Origin of the sequence: Brachybacterium sp. AOP25-B2-12, assembly GCF_052378625.1 — a bacterium.
Lineage (GTDB): Bacteria > Actinomycetota > Actinomycetes > Actinomycetales > Dermabacteraceae > Brachybacterium.
This window is the reverse complement of record NZ_JBQSXW010000011.1, coordinates 78,782-94,033: the sequence shown is the minus strand read 5'-3', so window position 1 is coordinate 94,033 and position 15,252 is coordinate 78,782. Positions and strand designations below refer to the sequence as shown.

16 protein-coding genes are annotated in these 15,252 nt (G+C 72.2%); 7 read left to right on the top strand and 9 right to left on the bottom strand.

What is annotated here, in order from left to right; genetic code table 11:
• Positions 1 to 9 precede the first annotated feature (9 nt).
• The 3 genes from ACT3TZ_RS09785 (at position 10) to ACT3TZ_RS09775 (ending at position 1,453) form a co-directional block, all read left to right on the top strand.
• On the top strand, positions 10 to 771 hold the full coding sequence (locus ACT3TZ_RS09785; protein ID WP_444583224.1) for an LOG family protein: 762 nt from the start codon (positions 10 to 12) through the stop codon (positions 769 to 771).
• A complete protein-coding gene (locus tag ACT3TZ_RS09780) occupies positions 768 to 1,172 on the top strand; it encodes a hypothetical protein (RefSeq protein ID WP_444583223.1) in 405 nt (134 codons plus the stop codon). Before ACT3TZ_RS09785 ends, ACT3TZ_RS09780 begins: the two co-directional genes overlap by 4 nt.
• A 110-nt stretch (positions 1,173 to 1,282) precedes the next feature.
• Complete coding sequence (locus ACT3TZ_RS09775) at positions 1,283 to 1,453, top strand: DUF3117 domain-containing protein (RefSeq protein WP_444583222.1); 171 nt, start codon at positions 1,283 to 1,285, stop codon at positions 1,451 to 1,453.
• Positions 1,454 to 1,580: 127 nt separating this feature from the next.
• Here the strand turns inward: ACT3TZ_RS09775 and ACT3TZ_RS09770 are convergent, their stop codons facing one another.
• The gene (locus ACT3TZ_RS09770; RefSeq protein WP_444583221.1) at positions 1,581 to 2,234 is read right to left on the bottom strand and encodes an O-methyltransferase; all 654 of its coding nucleotides are present in this window, start codon (positions 2,232 to 2,234) and stop codon (positions 1,581 to 1,583) included.
• A gap of 172 nt (positions 2,235 to 2,406) precedes the next feature.
• Between ACT3TZ_RS09770 and ACT3TZ_RS09765 the strand changes: the two genes are divergently transcribed.
• Entirely contained in the window at positions 2,407 to 2,817 is a 411-nt protein-coding gene (locus ACT3TZ_RS09765) for a twin-arginine translocase TatA/TatE family subunit (RefSeq protein ID WP_444583220.1), read from the top strand.
• A 105-nt stretch (positions 2,818 to 2,922) separates the two neighbouring features.
• On the opposite strand, the gene ACT3TZ_RS09760 is transcribed toward ACT3TZ_RS09765, so the two are convergent.
• The 4 genes from ACT3TZ_RS09760 to ACT3TZ_RS09745 form a co-directional block, all read right to left on the bottom strand.
• On the bottom strand, positions 2,923 to 4,059 hold the full coding sequence (locus tag ACT3TZ_RS09760; protein ID WP_444583219.1) for an Mrp/NBP35 family ATP-binding protein: 1,137 nt from the start codon (positions 4,057 to 4,059) through the stop codon (positions 2,923 to 2,925).
• Entirely contained in the window at positions 4,056 to 4,766 is a 711-nt protein-coding gene (locus ACT3TZ_RS09755) for a DUF1003 domain-containing protein (protein WP_444583218.1), read from the bottom strand. Before ACT3TZ_RS09755 ends, ACT3TZ_RS09760 begins: the two co-directional genes overlap by 4 nt.
• A gap of 2 nt (positions 4,767 to 4,768) precedes the next feature.
• The gene (locus tag ACT3TZ_RS09750) at positions 4,769 to 6,088 is read right to left on the bottom strand and encodes a magnesium transporter MgtE N-terminal domain-containing protein (protein ID WP_444583217.1); all 1,320 of its coding nucleotides are present in this window, start codon (positions 6,086 to 6,088) and stop codon (positions 4,769 to 4,771) included.
• Positions 6,089 to 6,251: 163 nt separating this feature from the next.
• The gene (locus ACT3TZ_RS09745; RefSeq protein WP_444583216.1) at positions 6,252 to 7,805 is read right to left on the bottom strand and encodes an aminopeptidase P family protein; all 1,554 of its coding nucleotides are present in this window, start codon (positions 7,803 to 7,805) and stop codon (positions 6,252 to 6,254) included.
• Between the two features lie 87 nt (positions 7,806 to 7,892).
• Between ACT3TZ_RS09745 and ACT3TZ_RS09740 the strand changes: the two genes are divergently transcribed.
• From ACT3TZ_RS09740 to ACT3TZ_RS09730, 3 genes are read left to right on the top strand one after another with little or no spacing between them, the layout of a single operon-like run.
• Positions 7,893 to 8,777 (top strand): PHP domain-containing protein, encoded by an 885-nt coding sequence (locus tag ACT3TZ_RS09740; protein WP_444583215.1) that lies wholly within the window; start codon positions 7,893 to 7,895, stop codon positions 8,775 to 8,777.
• A complete protein-coding gene (locus ACT3TZ_RS09735; RefSeq protein ID WP_444583214.1) occupies positions 8,774 to 9,403 on the top strand; it encodes a MarC family protein in 630 nt (209 codons plus the stop codon). The genes ACT3TZ_RS09740 and ACT3TZ_RS09735 overlap by 4 nt, the downstream gene beginning before the upstream one ends.
• Positions 9,400 to 10,116: a Type 1 glutamine amidotransferase-like domain-containing protein gene (locus ACT3TZ_RS09730; protein WP_444583213.1), complete on the top strand. Its 717-nt coding sequence runs from the start codon at positions 9,400 to 9,402 to the stop codon at positions 10,114 to 10,116. Before ACT3TZ_RS09735 ends, ACT3TZ_RS09730 begins: the two co-directional genes overlap by 4 nt.
• Before the next feature lie 116 nt (positions 10,117 to 10,232).
• Here ACT3TZ_RS09730 and ACT3TZ_RS09725 read toward each other — a convergent pair whose 3' ends face one another.
• The 4 genes from ACT3TZ_RS09725 to ACT3TZ_RS09710 all read right to left on the bottom strand — a co-directional run bounded on the left by ACT3TZ_RS09725 (position 10,233) and on the right by ACT3TZ_RS09710 (position 14,920).
• Positions 10,233 to 12,029, bottom strand: coding sequence for a DEAD/DEAH box helicase (locus tag ACT3TZ_RS09725; protein WP_444583212.1), 1,797 nt, complete (start codon positions 12,027 to 12,029; stop codon positions 10,233 to 10,235).
• A gap of 179 nt (positions 12,030 to 12,208) precedes the next feature.
• Positions 12,209 to 13,906, bottom strand: a complete 1,698-nt coding sequence (locus ACT3TZ_RS09720; RefSeq protein WP_444583211.1) for a metallophosphoesterase — start codon at positions 13,904 to 13,906, stop codon at positions 12,209 to 12,211.
• 19 nt (positions 13,907 to 13,925) lie between these two features.
• Positions 13,926 to 14,147 carry a DUF3107 domain-containing protein gene (locus ACT3TZ_RS09715; RefSeq protein WP_444583210.1) on the bottom strand — a complete coding sequence of 74 codons (222 nt, stop codon included), beginning with the start codon at positions 14,145 to 14,147 and terminating at the stop codon, positions 13,926 to 13,928.
• A gap of 122 nt (positions 14,148 to 14,269) precedes the next feature.
• Positions 14,270 to 14,920, bottom strand: a complete 651-nt coding sequence (locus ACT3TZ_RS09710) for a TetR/AcrR family transcriptional regulator (RefSeq protein ID WP_444583209.1) — start codon at positions 14,918 to 14,920, stop codon at positions 14,270 to 14,272.
• Positions 14,921 to 15,252 lie beyond the last annotated feature (332 nt).

The window sequence follows — 15,252 nt, the reverse complement described above, 5'->3', positions numbered from 1 at the left end:
TCTCCGCCCATGACGGACATCGACGAGCGCGACGCCCACCTCGAGGACGAGCGGGGGGAGTACCGCCGCGGACCGGTGACGCTGCGCGGATCCCTGCGTCCGCGCCGCACCACCGACCAGAAGCTCCTGGAGAACGCGGGACCGGCGGACTGGCTGCACACCGATCCCTGGCGGGTCCTGCGCATCCAGTCCGAGTTCGTCGAGGGCTTCGGTGCGCTCGCCGAGCTCGGCCCGGCCATCTCGATCTTCGGCTCCGCCCGCACCGCTCGGACCGACCCCAACTACGCCCTCGCCGAGGAGATCGCGCGACGGGTCAGCGAGCTGGGCCTCGCGGTCATCACCGGTGGCGGCCCCGGCATCATGGAAGCCGGCAACAAGGGCGCCAAGGAGGCCGGCGGCCTGTCCGTGGGCCTCGGCATCGAGCTGCCCTTCGAGCAGGGCATGAACGAGTACGTCGACCTGGGCGTGGACTTCCGGTACTTCTTCGCCCGCAAGACGATGTTCGTGAAGTACTCGAGCGGCTTCATCGTCATGCCCGGCGGCTTCGGGACCTTCGACGAGCTGTTCGAGGCGCTCTGCCTGATCCAGACCCACAAGATCTCGAAGTTCCCGCTCGTGCTCGTGGACACCGCCTACTGGAGCGGCCTGCTCGACTGGTTCCGCTCGACCGTCGCGGACTACGGCACCATCTCGCCCGGCGACCTCGACCTCGTGCAGGTGGTCGACACCGCCGACGAGGTGGTCGAGGTGCTGCGGGCCGTGCGCGCATGAGCGCCGCGAGCCCGATGGTCCTGGTGCTGATCGGCGTCGCGGTGCTCGTCGGCGTCGTGTTCGTCCTCGGAGGGCTCGGCAGGATCAGCCTGTCGATGGAGCCGCCCCACACCTCGCTGTGGACGGCCGTGCGGCAGCACCGGGCCGACCGTGCCCGGCGCCGCGCGCTCGCAGCGGACGATGCCGCGGCGACCGTCACCGCGACCGAGGCGCCGACGGATGAGTCGGGCGACGCCGTCGCCGCGGCCGAGGATCCCGGCGAGAGCATCGGCTCCGTGACGTCCGACGAGGTCGGGCCGCCGGTAGCGACGTCCGCTCCCGCACCGGCGGACGGGTCCCTCACGGGGCCCGGATCCGGGGCGGAGGAGGGCCCGGATCGGCCCTCTCGTGACGAGGTGTGACCGAGCCCTCGCGAAACCTGAGATAATGGGGGTCGTCCGACCTGTTGCGCAGACCCGGTCCGAGGGTCCGGAAGCCGCGGCAGCAGAAGATCCACTCAGGAGGCAGGCCGATGGCCGCAATGAAGCCACGTACGGGGGACGGCCCCCTCGAGGTCGTCGAGGAGAGCCGCAGCATCATCATGCGTGTGCCTCTCGAAGGAGGCGGCCGGCTGGTCGTCGAGATCTCCGCGGATGAGGCCGCGGAGCTGCGCGATGCGCTCGCAGGTGTCGCGAAGTCCTGATCGACGCACCACCTCGGCGCGGACGGGGACGACCGGGCTCACGCCTGGTCGTCCCCGTCCGCTGTGCCGGCCCCGAGGCCGCGGCAGGCGGTCATGCCGGCCCGTGTCATGGGCCGACGGCGGGATCTCAGGGGCGGCTGACGGCCGCCAGGACCCCGTCGCCGCTGGGCAGCAGCGCCGCCTGGAGGACCGAGGAGTCCCGCACCGCGTGCAGCAGCGCACGGATCTGCGTGGTGACCTGGTCCCGGGAGGCCGGGTCCGCGACCCGGTCGTGGTACAGCGCGTTGGTGACGACGAGGATCCCGCCCGGGCGCAGCAGCCGCTCGGCATGGGACAGCAGGTCCAGCGCGTGGCTGCTCTGGGCCGGGAACGTCACCAGGTCGTAGGCGTGGTCGGTGAGCCGGCCGATCACCTCGCGGGGAGCGCCCGCGATGGTCCGCACCCGGACGGACCGGATCCCGGCCTCGGCGAAGGACTCGCGGGCCACGCGCTGGTCCTCGACCTCGGGGTCGATGGTCGTCAGGACGCCGCCGGGGTGCATGCCCGAGAGCAGGTAGAGGGAGCCCACGCCCGCTCCGGTGCCGATCTCCACCGCCGCCCTCGCGTCGACGGCGGACGCGAGGAGGCGCAGCACCTGCCCCGCGCCGGGGAGCGTGGGGGGCAGGCCCAGCTCGGTGCCCCGCTCGCGCGCCCGGTCCAGGACGCGCTCGTCGGAGAAGAGCGAGGTCTCGGACACGAACTCCTCGCTGAACACCCAGCTGGCGATCTTCCCTGACGGCATGGGGACGCGGCCTCCCGGTCGATGTGGTGCGCAGACGCCCGTGTGGGCGGACGCGGCGCCCGCGTGCGCACGCGGGCGGCTCCCAGACTACGGCAGGGCATCGGATGTGCCCCGCTCCCGGCGGAGAATGCCATAATGGCCGCCGTCGTCAAGGACAAGGTCGGGTGTCGCGGTGGGTTCGTCGTTCTTCGGGATCGGTGGTTGGGAGTTCATCATCCTGGCCATCGTCTTCGTGGTGATCGTGGGGCCCCAGCGCCTGCCCGAGTACACCCGGAGCATCATCCGTCTCGTGCGCAAGGCCCGGACCTGGGTGGATCAGTCCCGTGACACCGTCGAGAACGAGATGGGCATCGCGGTCGACGACCTCAAGAAGTACGACCCGCGCCAGTACGATCCGCGTCGCATCATCCGCGAGGCGTGGGGCGACACGAACCCCATCGAGGATCTCGTGACGGACACCAAGGCGGCGATGACCGGGGGAGCCGCGGTCGCGGCCGCCAAGGCCGGCAGCGGCTCGGGTTCCTCGGGCACGGACGGCGCGGCCGACGACGGCCGCACCCCGTACGACCCCGAGTCGACCTGACCGTTCCTCCCGGGGCGGCGACGGAGCCCCGCGTTCTCCTGCCGTGCCGGGCGACTCCTCCGCCCCGCGCGCTCATGCCGTGCCGGGCGACGCCGCTCCGCGCCCTCAGCTGACGCTGAGCGAGAGCTTGCGCCCGGCGAGCCCGCGCGGACGCCGCGCGAGGGTGCGGGCGATCTCGCGCAGGGCCGCCGCGGCCGCCGAGCGCGGATCGCGGATCACGACGGGCACGCCCTCGTCGGCGCCCTCGCGCAGGCGCGGGTCCAGGGGCACCTGCCCGAGCACCGGGACGGGATGACGCACGTGCCCGGCCAGAGAGGCGGCCACGCGCTGCCCGCCGCCGGAGCCGAACAGCTCGGTGCGCGTGCCGTCGGGCAGATCCAGCCAGCTCATGTTCTCGACCACGCCGATCACGTCCTGCTCGACGGACTCGGCGAGCGACCCGACGCGCTCGGCGACGGTCGCGGCGGACGGCTGCGGGGTGGTGACCACCACCATCTCGGCGCGCGGGAGCAGCTGGGCCACGGAGATCGCGACGTCGCCCGTCCCGGGCGGCAGATCCAGCAGCAGCACGTCGAGGTCGCCCCAGTAGACGTCGGAGGCGAACTGCTCGATCGCGCGATGCATCTTGGGACCGCGCCACACGACGGCCTGGCCGGGCGGCACGAACATGCCGATGCTCATGACCTTGACCCCGTACGCCTCGGGCGGCATCAGGAGGTCGGAGACCTTGGTCGGCTGGGCGGTGATCCCGAACATGCCGGGGATCGAGAAGCCGTGGATGTCGGCGTCGAGCACGCCCACGTGCAGCCCGTCGGCGGCCATCGCGGCCGCCAGGTTGGCGGTCACCGAGGACTTGCCCACCCCACCCTTGCCGGAGGAGATCGCGAGCACGCGGGTCAGGCTGGAGGGGTCGTTGAAGGGGATCGCCCGGCGTCCCTCGCGCAGGCGGGCCGTGAGCGCACGACGCTGCTCCTCGGTCATCGCGCCCGTGTCGACCCGCACCTCCGTCAGGCCCGGCACGGAGGCGGCGGCCTCGGCGGTGTCCTTCTCGATGCGGTCCCGCATGGGGCAGCCCTCGATGGTCAGGAGCACGCGGACGCTCGCGACCCCGTCCTCGTCGACCTCGACGGTGTCGACCATGTCGAGCTCGGTGATCGGCCGATGGATCTCGGGGTCGATCACCTGCCCCAGGGCCTCGTGGATGCGTTCTGCGAGCGCGGTGCGCTCCTCGGACGAGATCATGATCGGTGCTCCTCGAGCGCCCGCCGGACCTCTTCGCGGAGGATGCTCCGCAGCTCCTCGGGGTCCACGGACACGGTCGGTGTCACGGGGTGGTCCGGAGCGGTCGGTGCCGCGGCGGGCGCGGTGCCGCGTCCGGCGGCGCGCGCCTCGGCCTCCTCCTCGTCGGAGAGGTCCTGCAGGAGGTCCCTCAGCTCGCCGCGCACGAAGTCGCGGGTCGCGACGTCGCCGATCGCCAGGCGCAACGAGGCGATCTCGCGGGTGATGAAGTCGGTGGTGGCGTGGCTGCGGTCGTTGGACTGGCGGTCCTGCTCTGCCTGGACGCGGTCGCGATCGGCCTGGCGGTTGTCCGCCAGCAGCAGCAGCGGAGCCGCGTAGGAGGCCTGCAGGGACAGGATCAGCGTCAACAGGGTGAAGTTCAGGGCCTGCTTGTCGAACTGCAGCTCCGGGGGTGTCAGGGAGTTCCAGGCCAGCCAGAAGGCACAGACGACCGTCATCCCCACCAGGAACGCGGGGGTGCCCATGAACCGGGCGAAGGCCTCCGCGCCGCGCCCGAAGGCGTCGCCCCGCATGGGGTTGGGCAGGGAGATCCGCCGACGCCGGGGCGCCGGATCGTCCAGGGACGCGGAGCGCTGGGTGCCGCGGTCGCGGCGTCCGGGCTTCCCGCCCCGGGACCGGGGACCGGGTGACGAGCTGGCGTTGTCGGGCATGCTCACCCCTTCCTCGGGCGGGACGACATGGCGCGGGCGATCTCGGACAGGTCGATCTGGCCGGTCGTGGTGACCGGCTCGTCCTGTTCTCGCCAGTCCTCGGGCAGGACGTGGTCCAGCACGTCGTCGACGGTGACGGAGCCCAGCAGGCGGCCCTCCTCGTCGCACACGGGGATCGAGACGAGGTTGTACGTCGCCATCTCGCGGGTGACCTCGCTGAGCATCGCGCTCGGGGCGATGACGTGGCGGTCGGAGTCGACGATCTCGCCGACGGGTCGGTCAGGACGCTCGCGCAGCAGGTGCTGGAAGTGGATGATGCCCAGCATCCGCCCGGTCGGCGTCTCCAGCGGCGATCGGCACACGTGGATGGTCGAGGCCAGCGCCGGGGAGAGCTCCTCGCGGCTGATCATGGCCAGGCAGTGCGCCACGGGCGTCTCGGGGGAGACGATGAGCGGCTCGGTGGTCATCATGCCGCCGGCGGTGTACTCGTCATAGGCGAGCAGGCGGCGGACGTCCTCGGCCTCCTCGGGCTCCATGAGCCCGAGCAGGCGCTGGGCCACGTTCTCGGGCAGCTCCTGGACGAGGTCCGCGGCGTCGTCGGGGTCCATGACCTCCAGGACGTCGGCGGCGCGGGAGGCCTCGAGGTTGGTGACGACCTCGACGCGGGTGTCCTCGGGCAGCTCCTCGAGGACGTCGGCCAGGCGGTCGTCGGACAGCTCCCCGGCGAGCTCGACGCGGCGCTTGGCATCGATCTCCTGGAAGATCTCGCCGAGGTCGGCGGGCTTGAGGTCCTCGTAGGACGCCAGCAGCAGGGCCGCGGACTGCTCGGCCTGGGTGCCGAACAGCCCGGTGACGGCATGGGGAGAGACGGTGAGGGTCTCACCGCGGCCGCCCACGAGCTTGCTCAGGGAGCTGCCGGTGCGACGGCGCCGCACGTGCAGCTTGGAGATCTCCCACTCGCCGTACCGGTCGAGGTCCAGCCCGACGTCCTCGACGGTGGCCTCGCCGGTGCCGTCGACGAACGTCACGACGCGGTCCAGGAGGTCGCCGATCACGAGCTGCTCGACGTTGCGCTTCTCGAAGCGGCGCACGTTGAGCACGCCGGAGCTGATGACCTGACCGCCGGAGATGGCGGTGACGCGGGTGATGGGCAGGAACACGCGGCGCTTGCCGGGGACCTCGACCACGAGGCCCACGGCGCGGGCGGCACGGGCGCGCGGGACCACGACGACATCGCGCACCTTGCCGACGGGATCGCCGATCGGATCGAAGACGGCGGTCCCGGCCAGGCGCGCGGCGTAGAAGCGGTTCGTGGCACTCACGCTCCCAGAGTAGTGGCCGCACCTGATCCGCGGCCCGGGAGAGAGGGTGGCGTTGGTGACCCCCGTCGGCGTCCCCGGGCGTGGGGCGGTGCCGTCGTCGTCCCGGACGACGCGAGCGCCCTCCCCTCGGTGACGGGAGAGCGCTCGCGGCAGCCACGCAGGATCAGCGCAGCGACGCCATCCAGGCCTCGACGTCCTCGGCCCGACGGGGCAGCGCCGTCGAGAGGTTCTCGACGCCGTCCTCGGTGACCAGGACGTCGTCCTCGATGCGGACGGCGATCCCGCGGAGGTTCTCGGGAACGAGGGTGTCGTTGGCCTGGAAGTACAGGCCCGGCTCGATGGTGAAGACCATGCCGGGCACCAGCTCGGCGTCGAGATACATCTCGCGGCGCGCCTTGGCGCAGTCGTGGACGTCCATGCCGAGGTGGTGGCTGGTGCCGTGGACCATCCAGCGCCGGTGGTACTGGCCCTCCGGTGCGAGCGACTCCTCGGCCGTGCCCGGCAGCAGGCCGAAGCGCTCGAGGTGCGCGGCGATGACCTCCATCGCGGCCGCGTGGATCTCGCGGAAGCGCACTCCGGGCCGGGCGAGCGCGAAGGCGGCGTCGGCGGCCTCGAGCACGGCGTCGTACACCCGACGCTGGTCCTCGGTGTACCGGCCGGTCACGGGCAGCGTGCGGGTGAGGTCGGCGGTGTACAGGGAGTCGACCTCGACGCCGGCGTCCACGAGCACGAGGTCGCCCTCGCGCACGGGCCCGTCGTTGCGGATCCAGTGGAGGGTGCCGGCATGGGCGCCGCTCGCGGCGATCGTCTCGTAGCCCACGGCGTTGCCCTCACGGCGGGCGACGGCGTTGAAGGTGCCCTCGATGACCCGCTCGCCGCGCGCGTGCTCGACGGCGCGGGGCAGCTCGCGGACCACGTCCTCGAAGCCGCGGATCGTCGCGGCGACGGCCTTGCGCATCTCGGCGACCTCGTGGTCGTCCTTGACCAGGCGCTGCTCGGAGGCGGCCTCGGCGAAGCGATCGGCCTCGCCGGTGGAGGCATCGCCGTCGGGCAGGCCGTTCTGGGCGCGGATCTCGGCGACCAGCGCCTCGACGGAGGCGTCGACGCCCGGCATCACGGTCAGCGACAGCTGGGCTCCGACGTCCTTGGCCAGGGCGTCGCGCAGCTCGTCGATGTGGCGGCACTCGATGCCCAGGCGGCTCTGGACCTCGGCGAGCGTGGGACGGCGACCCACCCACAGCTCCCCGTACGTCGAGTCCGCGTAGAACTCGGTGGAGTCGAAGCCCGCCCGCGGACGGAAGAAGTACGTGGCCCTGGACGTCTCCGGCTCCTGCGGGTCCGGCTCGACGACCAGGACGCTGTCGGGCTCCTCATCGGTGCCCAGCCCCGAGTAGTAGGCGTACGCCGTCTCGGGACGGAAGGGGTAGTCGGTGTCGTTCGAGCGCTGCTTGAGCACGCCAGCCGGCAGCACCAGGCGCGTGGCCGGGAGGGTCCGCACCAGGGCGTCGCGACGGGCGGGCGTGAAGTCGGCGACGTCGCGGCGATCTGCCGGCGGGACCGCATCGTCCCAGCCCTGGGCGATGAAGGAGCGGAACGCCTCGTTGGTGGGCCGCTGGGAGCGGGAGTCCCCGCGGGAGGCGAGCTCTGCGGGGGTGGGCCCGGTGCTGGGCGCGGTGTCGGTGGACTCGGATGCGGTGGTGCTCTCGTGCGTGGTCACCGTGCGATCGTCTCACGCTCGCGGCGGCGAGGTGGGGGCGGGCCCCACGTCCCCGGGCGCCCAGCGACCGGGCGCTACCCTGACCAGATGCCGACGACGTCCGACGATGCACGTATCGATCTGCACACCCACTCCCGCTACTCCGACGGCACCAGCACGGTCGACGAGCTGCTCGGCGCCGCGCGCGCGACCGGGCTCGACGTCATCGCCCTGACCGATCACGACACGATCGCCGGCTGGGACGACGCCCGCGCCCTGTGCTCCCGTCACGGGGTCGCCGTGGTGCCCGGGATCGAGGTGTCCACCGAGTACGGACGCTCGAGCGTGCACGTCCTGGCGTTCCTGCCCGATCCCTCCCCGGACACGGAGCTGGCCGTCGAGCTGGCGCGCTCCCGCGAGGCGCGCATCCACCGCGCCGAGCGCATGGTCGAGCGGATCGCGGCGGACCTCCCGCTGACCTGGGAACAGGTCCTGGCGCAGGTCGCGGGGGAGCAGACCACCGTGGGGCGCCCCCACATCGCCGACGCCCTCGTGGCGGCGGGGCTGGTCGGCGACCGCGATGAGGCGTTCGCGACGATCCTGGCCGACGGGTCCCCGTACTACGTCGGGCACTACGCACCGTCGCCCCACGTCGCGGTCGCGGCGATCCGGGCGGCCGGCGGCGTGCCGGTGATCGCGCACCCCGCCTCGGGCACCCGGGGCGTCGACGTGCCCCTCGCCCTCCTCGAGGAGCTGGTGGCCGCCGGTCTGCAGGGCGTCGAGGTGGACCACCGCGAGCACGACCACCTCGAGCGTGAGCGCCTGCGGTCCTTCGCACACTCCCACGACCTGCTGATCACGGGCGGCAGTGACTACCATGGCCGCGGCAAGCCGAACCGGCTCGGGGAGAACCTCACGAGCCCGCACGTCCTGGACGCGATCATCGAACGCGCCGGGACCCCCACCCGCAGAACTGAGGTCATCCGTCCGTGAACCTGGTCGATCTGCGCTTCCTCGCCGAAGTGTTCGTGACCCTCTTCGTGATCGTCGATCCGCCGGGAACCATCCCCATCTTCATGGCGCTCACGAACACCATGACGGGCAGGCAGCGCAGCCGCGCCGCGCTCGTGGCCACGGGCGTGGGCATGCTCGTGATCGTCAGCTTCGCCGTGTTCGGGCAGTTCATCCTCGGGTACATGCACATCACCCTGCCGGCGCTGCAGGCGGCCGGCGGCCTGCTCCTGCTGCTCATCGCCCTGCAGCTGCTCACGGGCAAGGAGGGCGAGATGGCCGAGTCCAGCGGCGCCAATGTCGCCCTCGTGCCTCTGGGCACGCCGCTGCTGGGCGGTCCCGGGGCGATCGTGGCCGTCATGCTCTTCGTGCAGCGGGCCGACGGGGAGACCCCGCGGCTGCTCGGCATCATCCTGGCGCTGCTGCTCATCGCGCTGCTGATGTACGCCTTCATGCGCTTCTCCGGGCTCATCGCCAAGGTCCTCGGCGACAGCGGCGTGACGCTCGTGACCCGGATCGCGGGCGTCCTGCTGAGCGCCATCAGCGTCCAGATGATCTTCGACGCGATCCGCTCCTTCCTGGTGGACTGGGGAGTCATCGCGGCATGAGCGGCGTCCGGGGCACGATCGTGACGCTGGGCGGCGGCGGCTTCTCGATGTCGGAGGACGGCTCCTCACGGATCGACGAGCACCTGCTCGCGCTGACGGGCACGGAGCGGCCCCGCGTGTGCTTCGTCCCCACGGCCAGCGGTGACGACGCCGGGTACGCCGCGCGATTCCTGGAGGCCTTCGGCGACCGGGCCGACGCCACCGTGCTCTCCCTGTTCTGCCGCGAGCCCTGGGGCTACCGGGATCCGTCTCTGCTGGCCGCACAGGACCTGATCTACGTGGGCGGCGGCTCGACCCTGAACCTGCTGGCCCTCTGGCGCCTCCACGGGCTGCCGGCGATCCTTCGGGACGCCGCCGAGGCCGGGACGGTGCTCTGCGGGATCAGCGCCGGGATGAACTGCTGGTTCGAGGCGTCCTCGACCGACTCCTACGGCCCGCTCGAACCCCTGGCCGACGGGCTCGGTCTCCTGCCCGGCGGAGCCTGCCCGCACTATCGCGGCGAGTCCACCCGCCGTCCGCTCCTGCACGAGTGGGTCGGCGCCGGCACCTTCCCGGCCACCTGGGCCGTGGACGACCACGCCGCAATGGTCTGGCGCGATGGCGAGGTCACGGAGGTCATCGCGGAGAAGGCCGGAGCGACGGCCTGGAGGGTCGAGCGCGATGCCCGCGGACGGGTGCAGGAGACACCGCGCGAGGCGCGCCTGCTGGACTGAGAAGGGACCTCCGGCGGCGTCCCGCCGCCGCCCGTTCGACCGACCGACGAGAAGGGGCCGGTTCCCGCACCGTGATGGTGCGGGGACCGGCCCCTCCTGAGGTCGAGTGCCGGGGCTCAGCCCTCGCTCGAGGTCTCCGAGCCCTGTGCCGAGCGATCGCCCTGGCCGCCGGAGCGGGACCGGCCACGTCCGCCGCGTGAACGGCGGCGACGGTTGCTCGAGGTGCCGGTGCTCTCACCGTGCTCGGACGAGGGGCCGTTCGAGCCCGCGGATGCCGAGGTGCTCTCGCCGCCCTGCTCCTGGCTCACGACCTCGCCGTGCACACGCCGGGTGCGCGAGCGCTGACGGTCGCGACGGGGACGCTCCTCGGAGGCCGGAGCGTCCGAGGACTCCGCGCGCTCGGACGACCGGCGCTCGTCGCCGCGACGCTCACCGTCGCGGCCGGAGCCCTTGCCGTGACGGTCGCCGTCACGACCGCGACCGCCGCCTCGACGATCGTCGCCGCGGTGACCGTCCTTGGACCCGCGACGCTCCCGCGTGCCGTCCGGACCGCCGAGGTCCTCGACGTACTCCGCGTCCAGGCCCGCGCGAGTGCGCTTGTCCCGGGGGAGCTTGCCCTTGGTGCCCAGGGGGATGTCGAGGTCGGAGTACAGGTGGTCCGAGGTCGAGTACGTCTCGACGGCCTCGGTGGACTCCAGTCCCAGCTGCCGGGCGATGAGGGCCCAGCGAGCGAGGTCCTCCCAGTCGACGAACGTGACCGCGGTGCCCTTCTTGCCCGCGCGGCCGGTGCGGCCGGTGCGGTGGAGGTAGGTCTTGTCGTCGTCCGGGCAGTTCCAGTTGATGACGTGGGTGACATCGGTGACGTCGATGCCGCGGGCCGCGACGTCGGTGGCCACGAGCACGTCGACCTTGCCGTGACGGAAGGCGCGCAGGGCCTGCTCGCGCGCGCCCTGGCCGAGGTCGCCGTGCAGGGGCGCCGCCGCGAAGCCGCGCTCGATGAGGTCCTCGGCGACCTTGTCGGCCTGGCGCTTGGTGCGCATGAAGACGATCGTCAGTCCGCGGCCCTCGGCCTGCAGGATCCGCGCGAGCACCTCGATCTTGTCGAGCTGGTGGGCGCGGTACACGACCTGCTTGATGTCGGCCTTGGTGCGGGCCTCGTCGCCCGGGTCATGGGCCCGGATGTGCGTGGGGTGGCTCATGAAGCGGCGGGCCAGCGCCATGATCGGGCCGGGCATCGTCGCCGAGAACAGCATCGTCTGGCGCGTGGTCGGCACGGCGCTGAGCAGCTTCTCGATGTCCTCGAGGAAGCCGAGATCCAGCATCTCGTCGGCCTCGTCGAGCACCGCGACCTTGACCTGGGACAGGTCCAGGTACTTCTGGCGCATGAGGTCGATGAGACGACCCGGGGTGCCCACCACGATCTCGACGCCCTCGTTCAGGGCCTCGATCTGCGGCTCGTAGGCGCGGCCGCCGTAGACGGTGAGGATCCGCACCGGGCGCCCCGTGGAGGCGTCCCGGAGATCCTGGGCCACCTGCACCGCGAGCTCGCGGGTGGGCAGGACGACGAGTCCCTGGGGGGCGCCGATCCGGCGTCCCTGGGGGTTGTCCTCGCCCGGGGCCACGACGCTCTGCAGCATCGGGATGCCGAAGCCGAGCGTCTTGCCGGTGCCGGTCTTGGCCTGGCCGATGATGTCGCGGCCTCGCAGGGCCACCGGCAGGGTCAGCGCCTGGATGGGGAAGGGCGTCGTGATGCCCTTGGCGGCGAGCGCCTGGACGATGTCGTCGCGGACGTCGAGGTCCGCGAACGTCTGCGTCGCGACCTCTTCGGGGGTGATGGTCTCGCCGGAGGACACGGCCTCGACGGCGGGGGCGACGGGCTCAGAGGCCTCCGTCGCGGGAGCGTTCGTGGTCATTTCGGACACTGTTCAACTCTCTATCGGTGTTCGTGGACATGCTAGCCCGGCGCCGTGCGCGGGCCGTGGGTCGTGTGGGGGACGACTCGCCGCGCCGAGGAGACGATCGTGGCGAGCGGGACCCGAGGTGCGGCCCGTGCGGGCACGGACCGTGGTTGAGGGCGCTCTCCGATGACCGGTCATGGTGTCGGTGTCGGTGTCGGTGCGGTGGTCGGCGGGGTCTGCCCCGCCGGGTCCCCATCCGTCGTGGCCGGGCCGGCGGAGGCGTCGTCGCCCGGAGGGCTGGTCACGAGCGGCTGGTCGGTGATCCGCTCGTCGTCGGGGACCGTCTCCCCGGGGGAGATCGACGGCAGCGGGCTTCTGGAGGGGTCCTCGGTCACGGGGGACTCGGCGTCCTCGGGCACCACGAGCGGGTCGTCGTCGTCAGGCATCGCATGGCGCTGGATCGACACGGACACCAGGCCCAGGCCACCCATGGTGATGTCGTCGTAGGCCACGAGCTCGCCGGTGGCGCGGTCGAAGTGCAGGAGCCGCGCGTCCAGATCCAGGGGCTTGCCGCCGTCGGCCACGGGGCGGACCCCGCCCGAGGCGAGCGCCCCACCGGTGGAGCCGACGGTGAACCAGTCGGTGCCCGAGCCGTCCCGGTCCAGCTGGACGTCGTTCTTGTGCATGTGCCCGGACAGCACGAGCGGCGCCCGCCCCAGCAGTCCGTCGGGCTGGGTGGGGTCGTGGATCAGTGCGATGTCGACAGGCGCGTCGGGATGCTCGGCGTCGTACGCCTGGACCGTGTCGCCCAGCTGGCCGGCGGTCGCGGCGACCGCCGCGGTGCCCCGGGCGCGTCCTGCGGCACCGGAGTCGGAGTCGTCGTCGGCCGCGAATCGGGGGTCGCCGATCCCGGCGATGGTGAGGCCGTCCACGGTCGTGACCTGGTTGTTGAGCACCACGGCGTTGGGCTGGGCGGCGATCGTCGAGATCGCGCCCTGGCCGTCGTGGTTGCCCGCGATGAAGACGTACGGGACGCCGAGGCCCCCGATCACGTTCAGCTGGGCGTCCTCCCACGGTGTGCCCCAGGAGACGATGTCCCCGGTGTCGATGATGAACGACACGTCGAACTGCGCGGTGAGCTGGCGGATCACGTCGTAGGACTGCGGGTTGTCATGGATGTCCGAGACGTGCAGCACCGAGACGAGGTCCGCGTCGGAGCGGCCGGCCGAGGGCAGCGAGTCCGCCGCGATGTACAGCGCCGAGACCTGCCCGACGAAGTCCGCCAGGGTCGAACGGTAGGACCCGTAGTCGGCCATCGTCGTGTGGCCGATGTCCGCGACGTAGGCGGCCTGGGACAGCAGCCCGTCGAACTGCGGCTGGCGCAGCGAATCGGGGCGGAACGTCGCCGCGATGAGCCCGCAGGAGACGGTGGTGACGGCCAGCGCGGAGCCGCCGGCGACGACCGCGCGCCGCACGTGGCGGTACGTGAGGCCGACCGCGACCGAGGCGCCGATCATCGCGGCCAGCGCGTTGAGACCCGCGTTGCGCACCGCGCCGTCGGTGATGGCCTCCGGCGCGGTGCGCTCGAGCTCGCGCAGAGCCTCGTCGGAGTACAGCAGGTTCTCGGCCGCGGCGATGTCGACGCCCTGGACGGTCGCCTCGATCTCGACGGGGGCCGTGTGGGTCGCGAAGGAGACCTCGCCCACGGGGGGCAGGAGGATCACCGTGCGCGGGTCCATCGAGGGCCGCAGGTGGATCGTGGCCGTGACCGGACCCACGTCGACCGTGGTCGGCGGGGTCAGGAGGATCCCGACGAGGGCCCCGAGGATGCCGACGACGACGGGCACGAGGCGCCGCCAGGCGACGCCTCGCACACGGTCGATCAGCCGCACGTCGGGACCGGGAGGGGTGTCAGCCGAGGAAGCCGACGCGGCGCGGCTCCTCGGTGGCGAGCTCGGCGTAGGCGATCTTGGCGCCCGGGACGATGACGACGCGGCCCTTGGCGTCCGTGAGGGTCAGGGACTCGTCCTTGTCGATCGCGGCGGCGACGGCCGCGGTCAGCTCCTCGCTGCTCGACTCGGTCTCGATGACGATCTCGCGCGGGGAGTGCTGGACACCGATGCGGATCTCCATGGGTGCGGTCCTTTCGACAGATGTGATGACGGTTCACGATCCTACCGAGCGGCGGACGGTCACGGTCCGGCATCGCTGTCAGCGCAACCCCGGCGCGAGGGCGGCTGCGCGGTGATGTGCGCTCAGGCCTCGGAGGTGCGGCTGTGCCCCTCGGACACCGTCCCGCGGATCTCCGGGCGTGCCAGCGCCGGGAAGGTCGACAGGCCGTGGGTGAACAGGCTCGCGAGCAGGGCGATGGTGTGCCGACGCTCGTCGCGCGAGCCCGCGCGGGCGATCAGCTCGGCCGATTCCATGGCGATCGCGACGAGCGCGTGACCCAGGACCATGCTGTCGCTCTCGCCCATCTCGCGGGACTGGCGCAGCACGCGAGCACTGGCCTCGACCGAGCGCTGCAGGATCACCTCGATCTCCTGGTCCACCGGCTCGGACACCCGCTCGGCGCGATCGAACAGCAGCAGGGCGGAGTCCTGCCTCGCCATGATGTCGGCGAACTGCGACAGGGCATGGGCCAGGCGTGCCTCGGTGCCGCCGAGCCGGTAGGCGATGTCCTCGATCTCGTCGACCACGTCGTTGCCGAGCTCGCGGACGACCTCGACGTAGAGGGTCTCCTTCGAGGGGAAGTGCTGATAGAGAACCGGTTTGGTGACGCCGGCGGCGCGGGCGATGGACTCCATCGAGGTCCCGTGGTACCCGGCCGCGGTGAACTGGGCGACGGCGACCTCGAGGAGCTGGGTGCGTCGCTGGGGACGCGGCAGGCGGGGGACGGGTGCCATGGAAGTCCTTATGCACGGATTCGGGGTAGCCCCGGGCGTGCCCGGCGGTCCGTGCTGACACTGTAACGGCTCGTGCGTGCCTCGCCGGACGATTGTGGACAAGCCCGGGAGCAGGAGGTCGCCTGTGCCTGTGACCTGCGACGTCGTGCTCAGAGAGGGACCTACCGCGCGCTCGGTCCACCCGCGCTGGACCGTCCCTGCGATGTCCCGGCGACGTCCCTGCGACGTCCCTGCGACGTCGCTGCGATGCCGCTGCGACGCCGCGGCGATGTCCCTGCGACATCACTGCTGAGTCTTGTGAACGCATCGGCCGGACCTGCGGGACCCTGCCG

Bases quoted from the DNA above. Each gene is read 5' to 3' on its own strand.
- ACT3TZ_RS09710 (WP_444583209.1), bottom strand. From the start codon at position 14,920: ATGGCACCCGTCCCCCGCCTGCCGCGTCCCCAGCGACGCACCCAGCTC.
- ACT3TZ_RS09785 (WP_444583224.1), top strand. From the start codon at position 10: ATGACGGACATCGACGAGCGCGACGCCCACCTCGAGGACGAGCGGGGG.
- ACT3TZ_RS09755 (WP_444583218.1), bottom strand. From the start codon at position 4,766: ATGCCCGACAACGCCAGCTCGTCACCCGGTCCCCGGTCCCGGGGCGGG.
- ACT3TZ_RS09740 (WP_444583215.1), top strand. From the start codon at position 7,893: ATGCCGACGACGTCCGACGATGCACGTATCGATCTGCACACCCACTCC.
- ACT3TZ_RS09760 (WP_444583219.1), bottom strand. From the start codon at position 4,059: ATGATCTCGTCCGAGGAGCGCACCGCGCTCGCAGAACGCATCCACGAG.
- ACT3TZ_RS09770 (WP_444583221.1), bottom strand. From the start codon at position 2,234: ATGCCGTCAGGGAAGATCGCCAGCTGGGTGTTCAGCGAGGAGTTCGTG.
- ACT3TZ_RS09725 (WP_444583212.1), bottom strand. From the start codon at position 12,029: ATGACCACGAACGCTCCCGCGACGGAGGCCTCTGAGCCCGTCGCCCCC.
- ACT3TZ_RS09715 (WP_444583210.1), bottom strand. From the start codon at position 14,147: ATGGAGATCCGCATCGGTGTCCAGCACTCCCCGCGCGAGATCGTCATC.
- ACT3TZ_RS09780 (WP_444583223.1), top strand. From the start codon at position 768: ATGAGCGCCGCGAGCCCGATGGTCCTGGTGCTGATCGGCGTCGCGGTG.
- ACT3TZ_RS09730 (WP_444583213.1), top strand. From the start codon at position 9,400: ATGAGCGGCGTCCGGGGCACGATCGTGACGCTGGGCGGCGGCGGCTTC.
- ACT3TZ_RS09775 (WP_444583222.1), top strand. From the start codon at position 1,283: ATGGCCGCAATGAAGCCACGTACGGGGGACGGCCCCCTCGAGGTCGTC.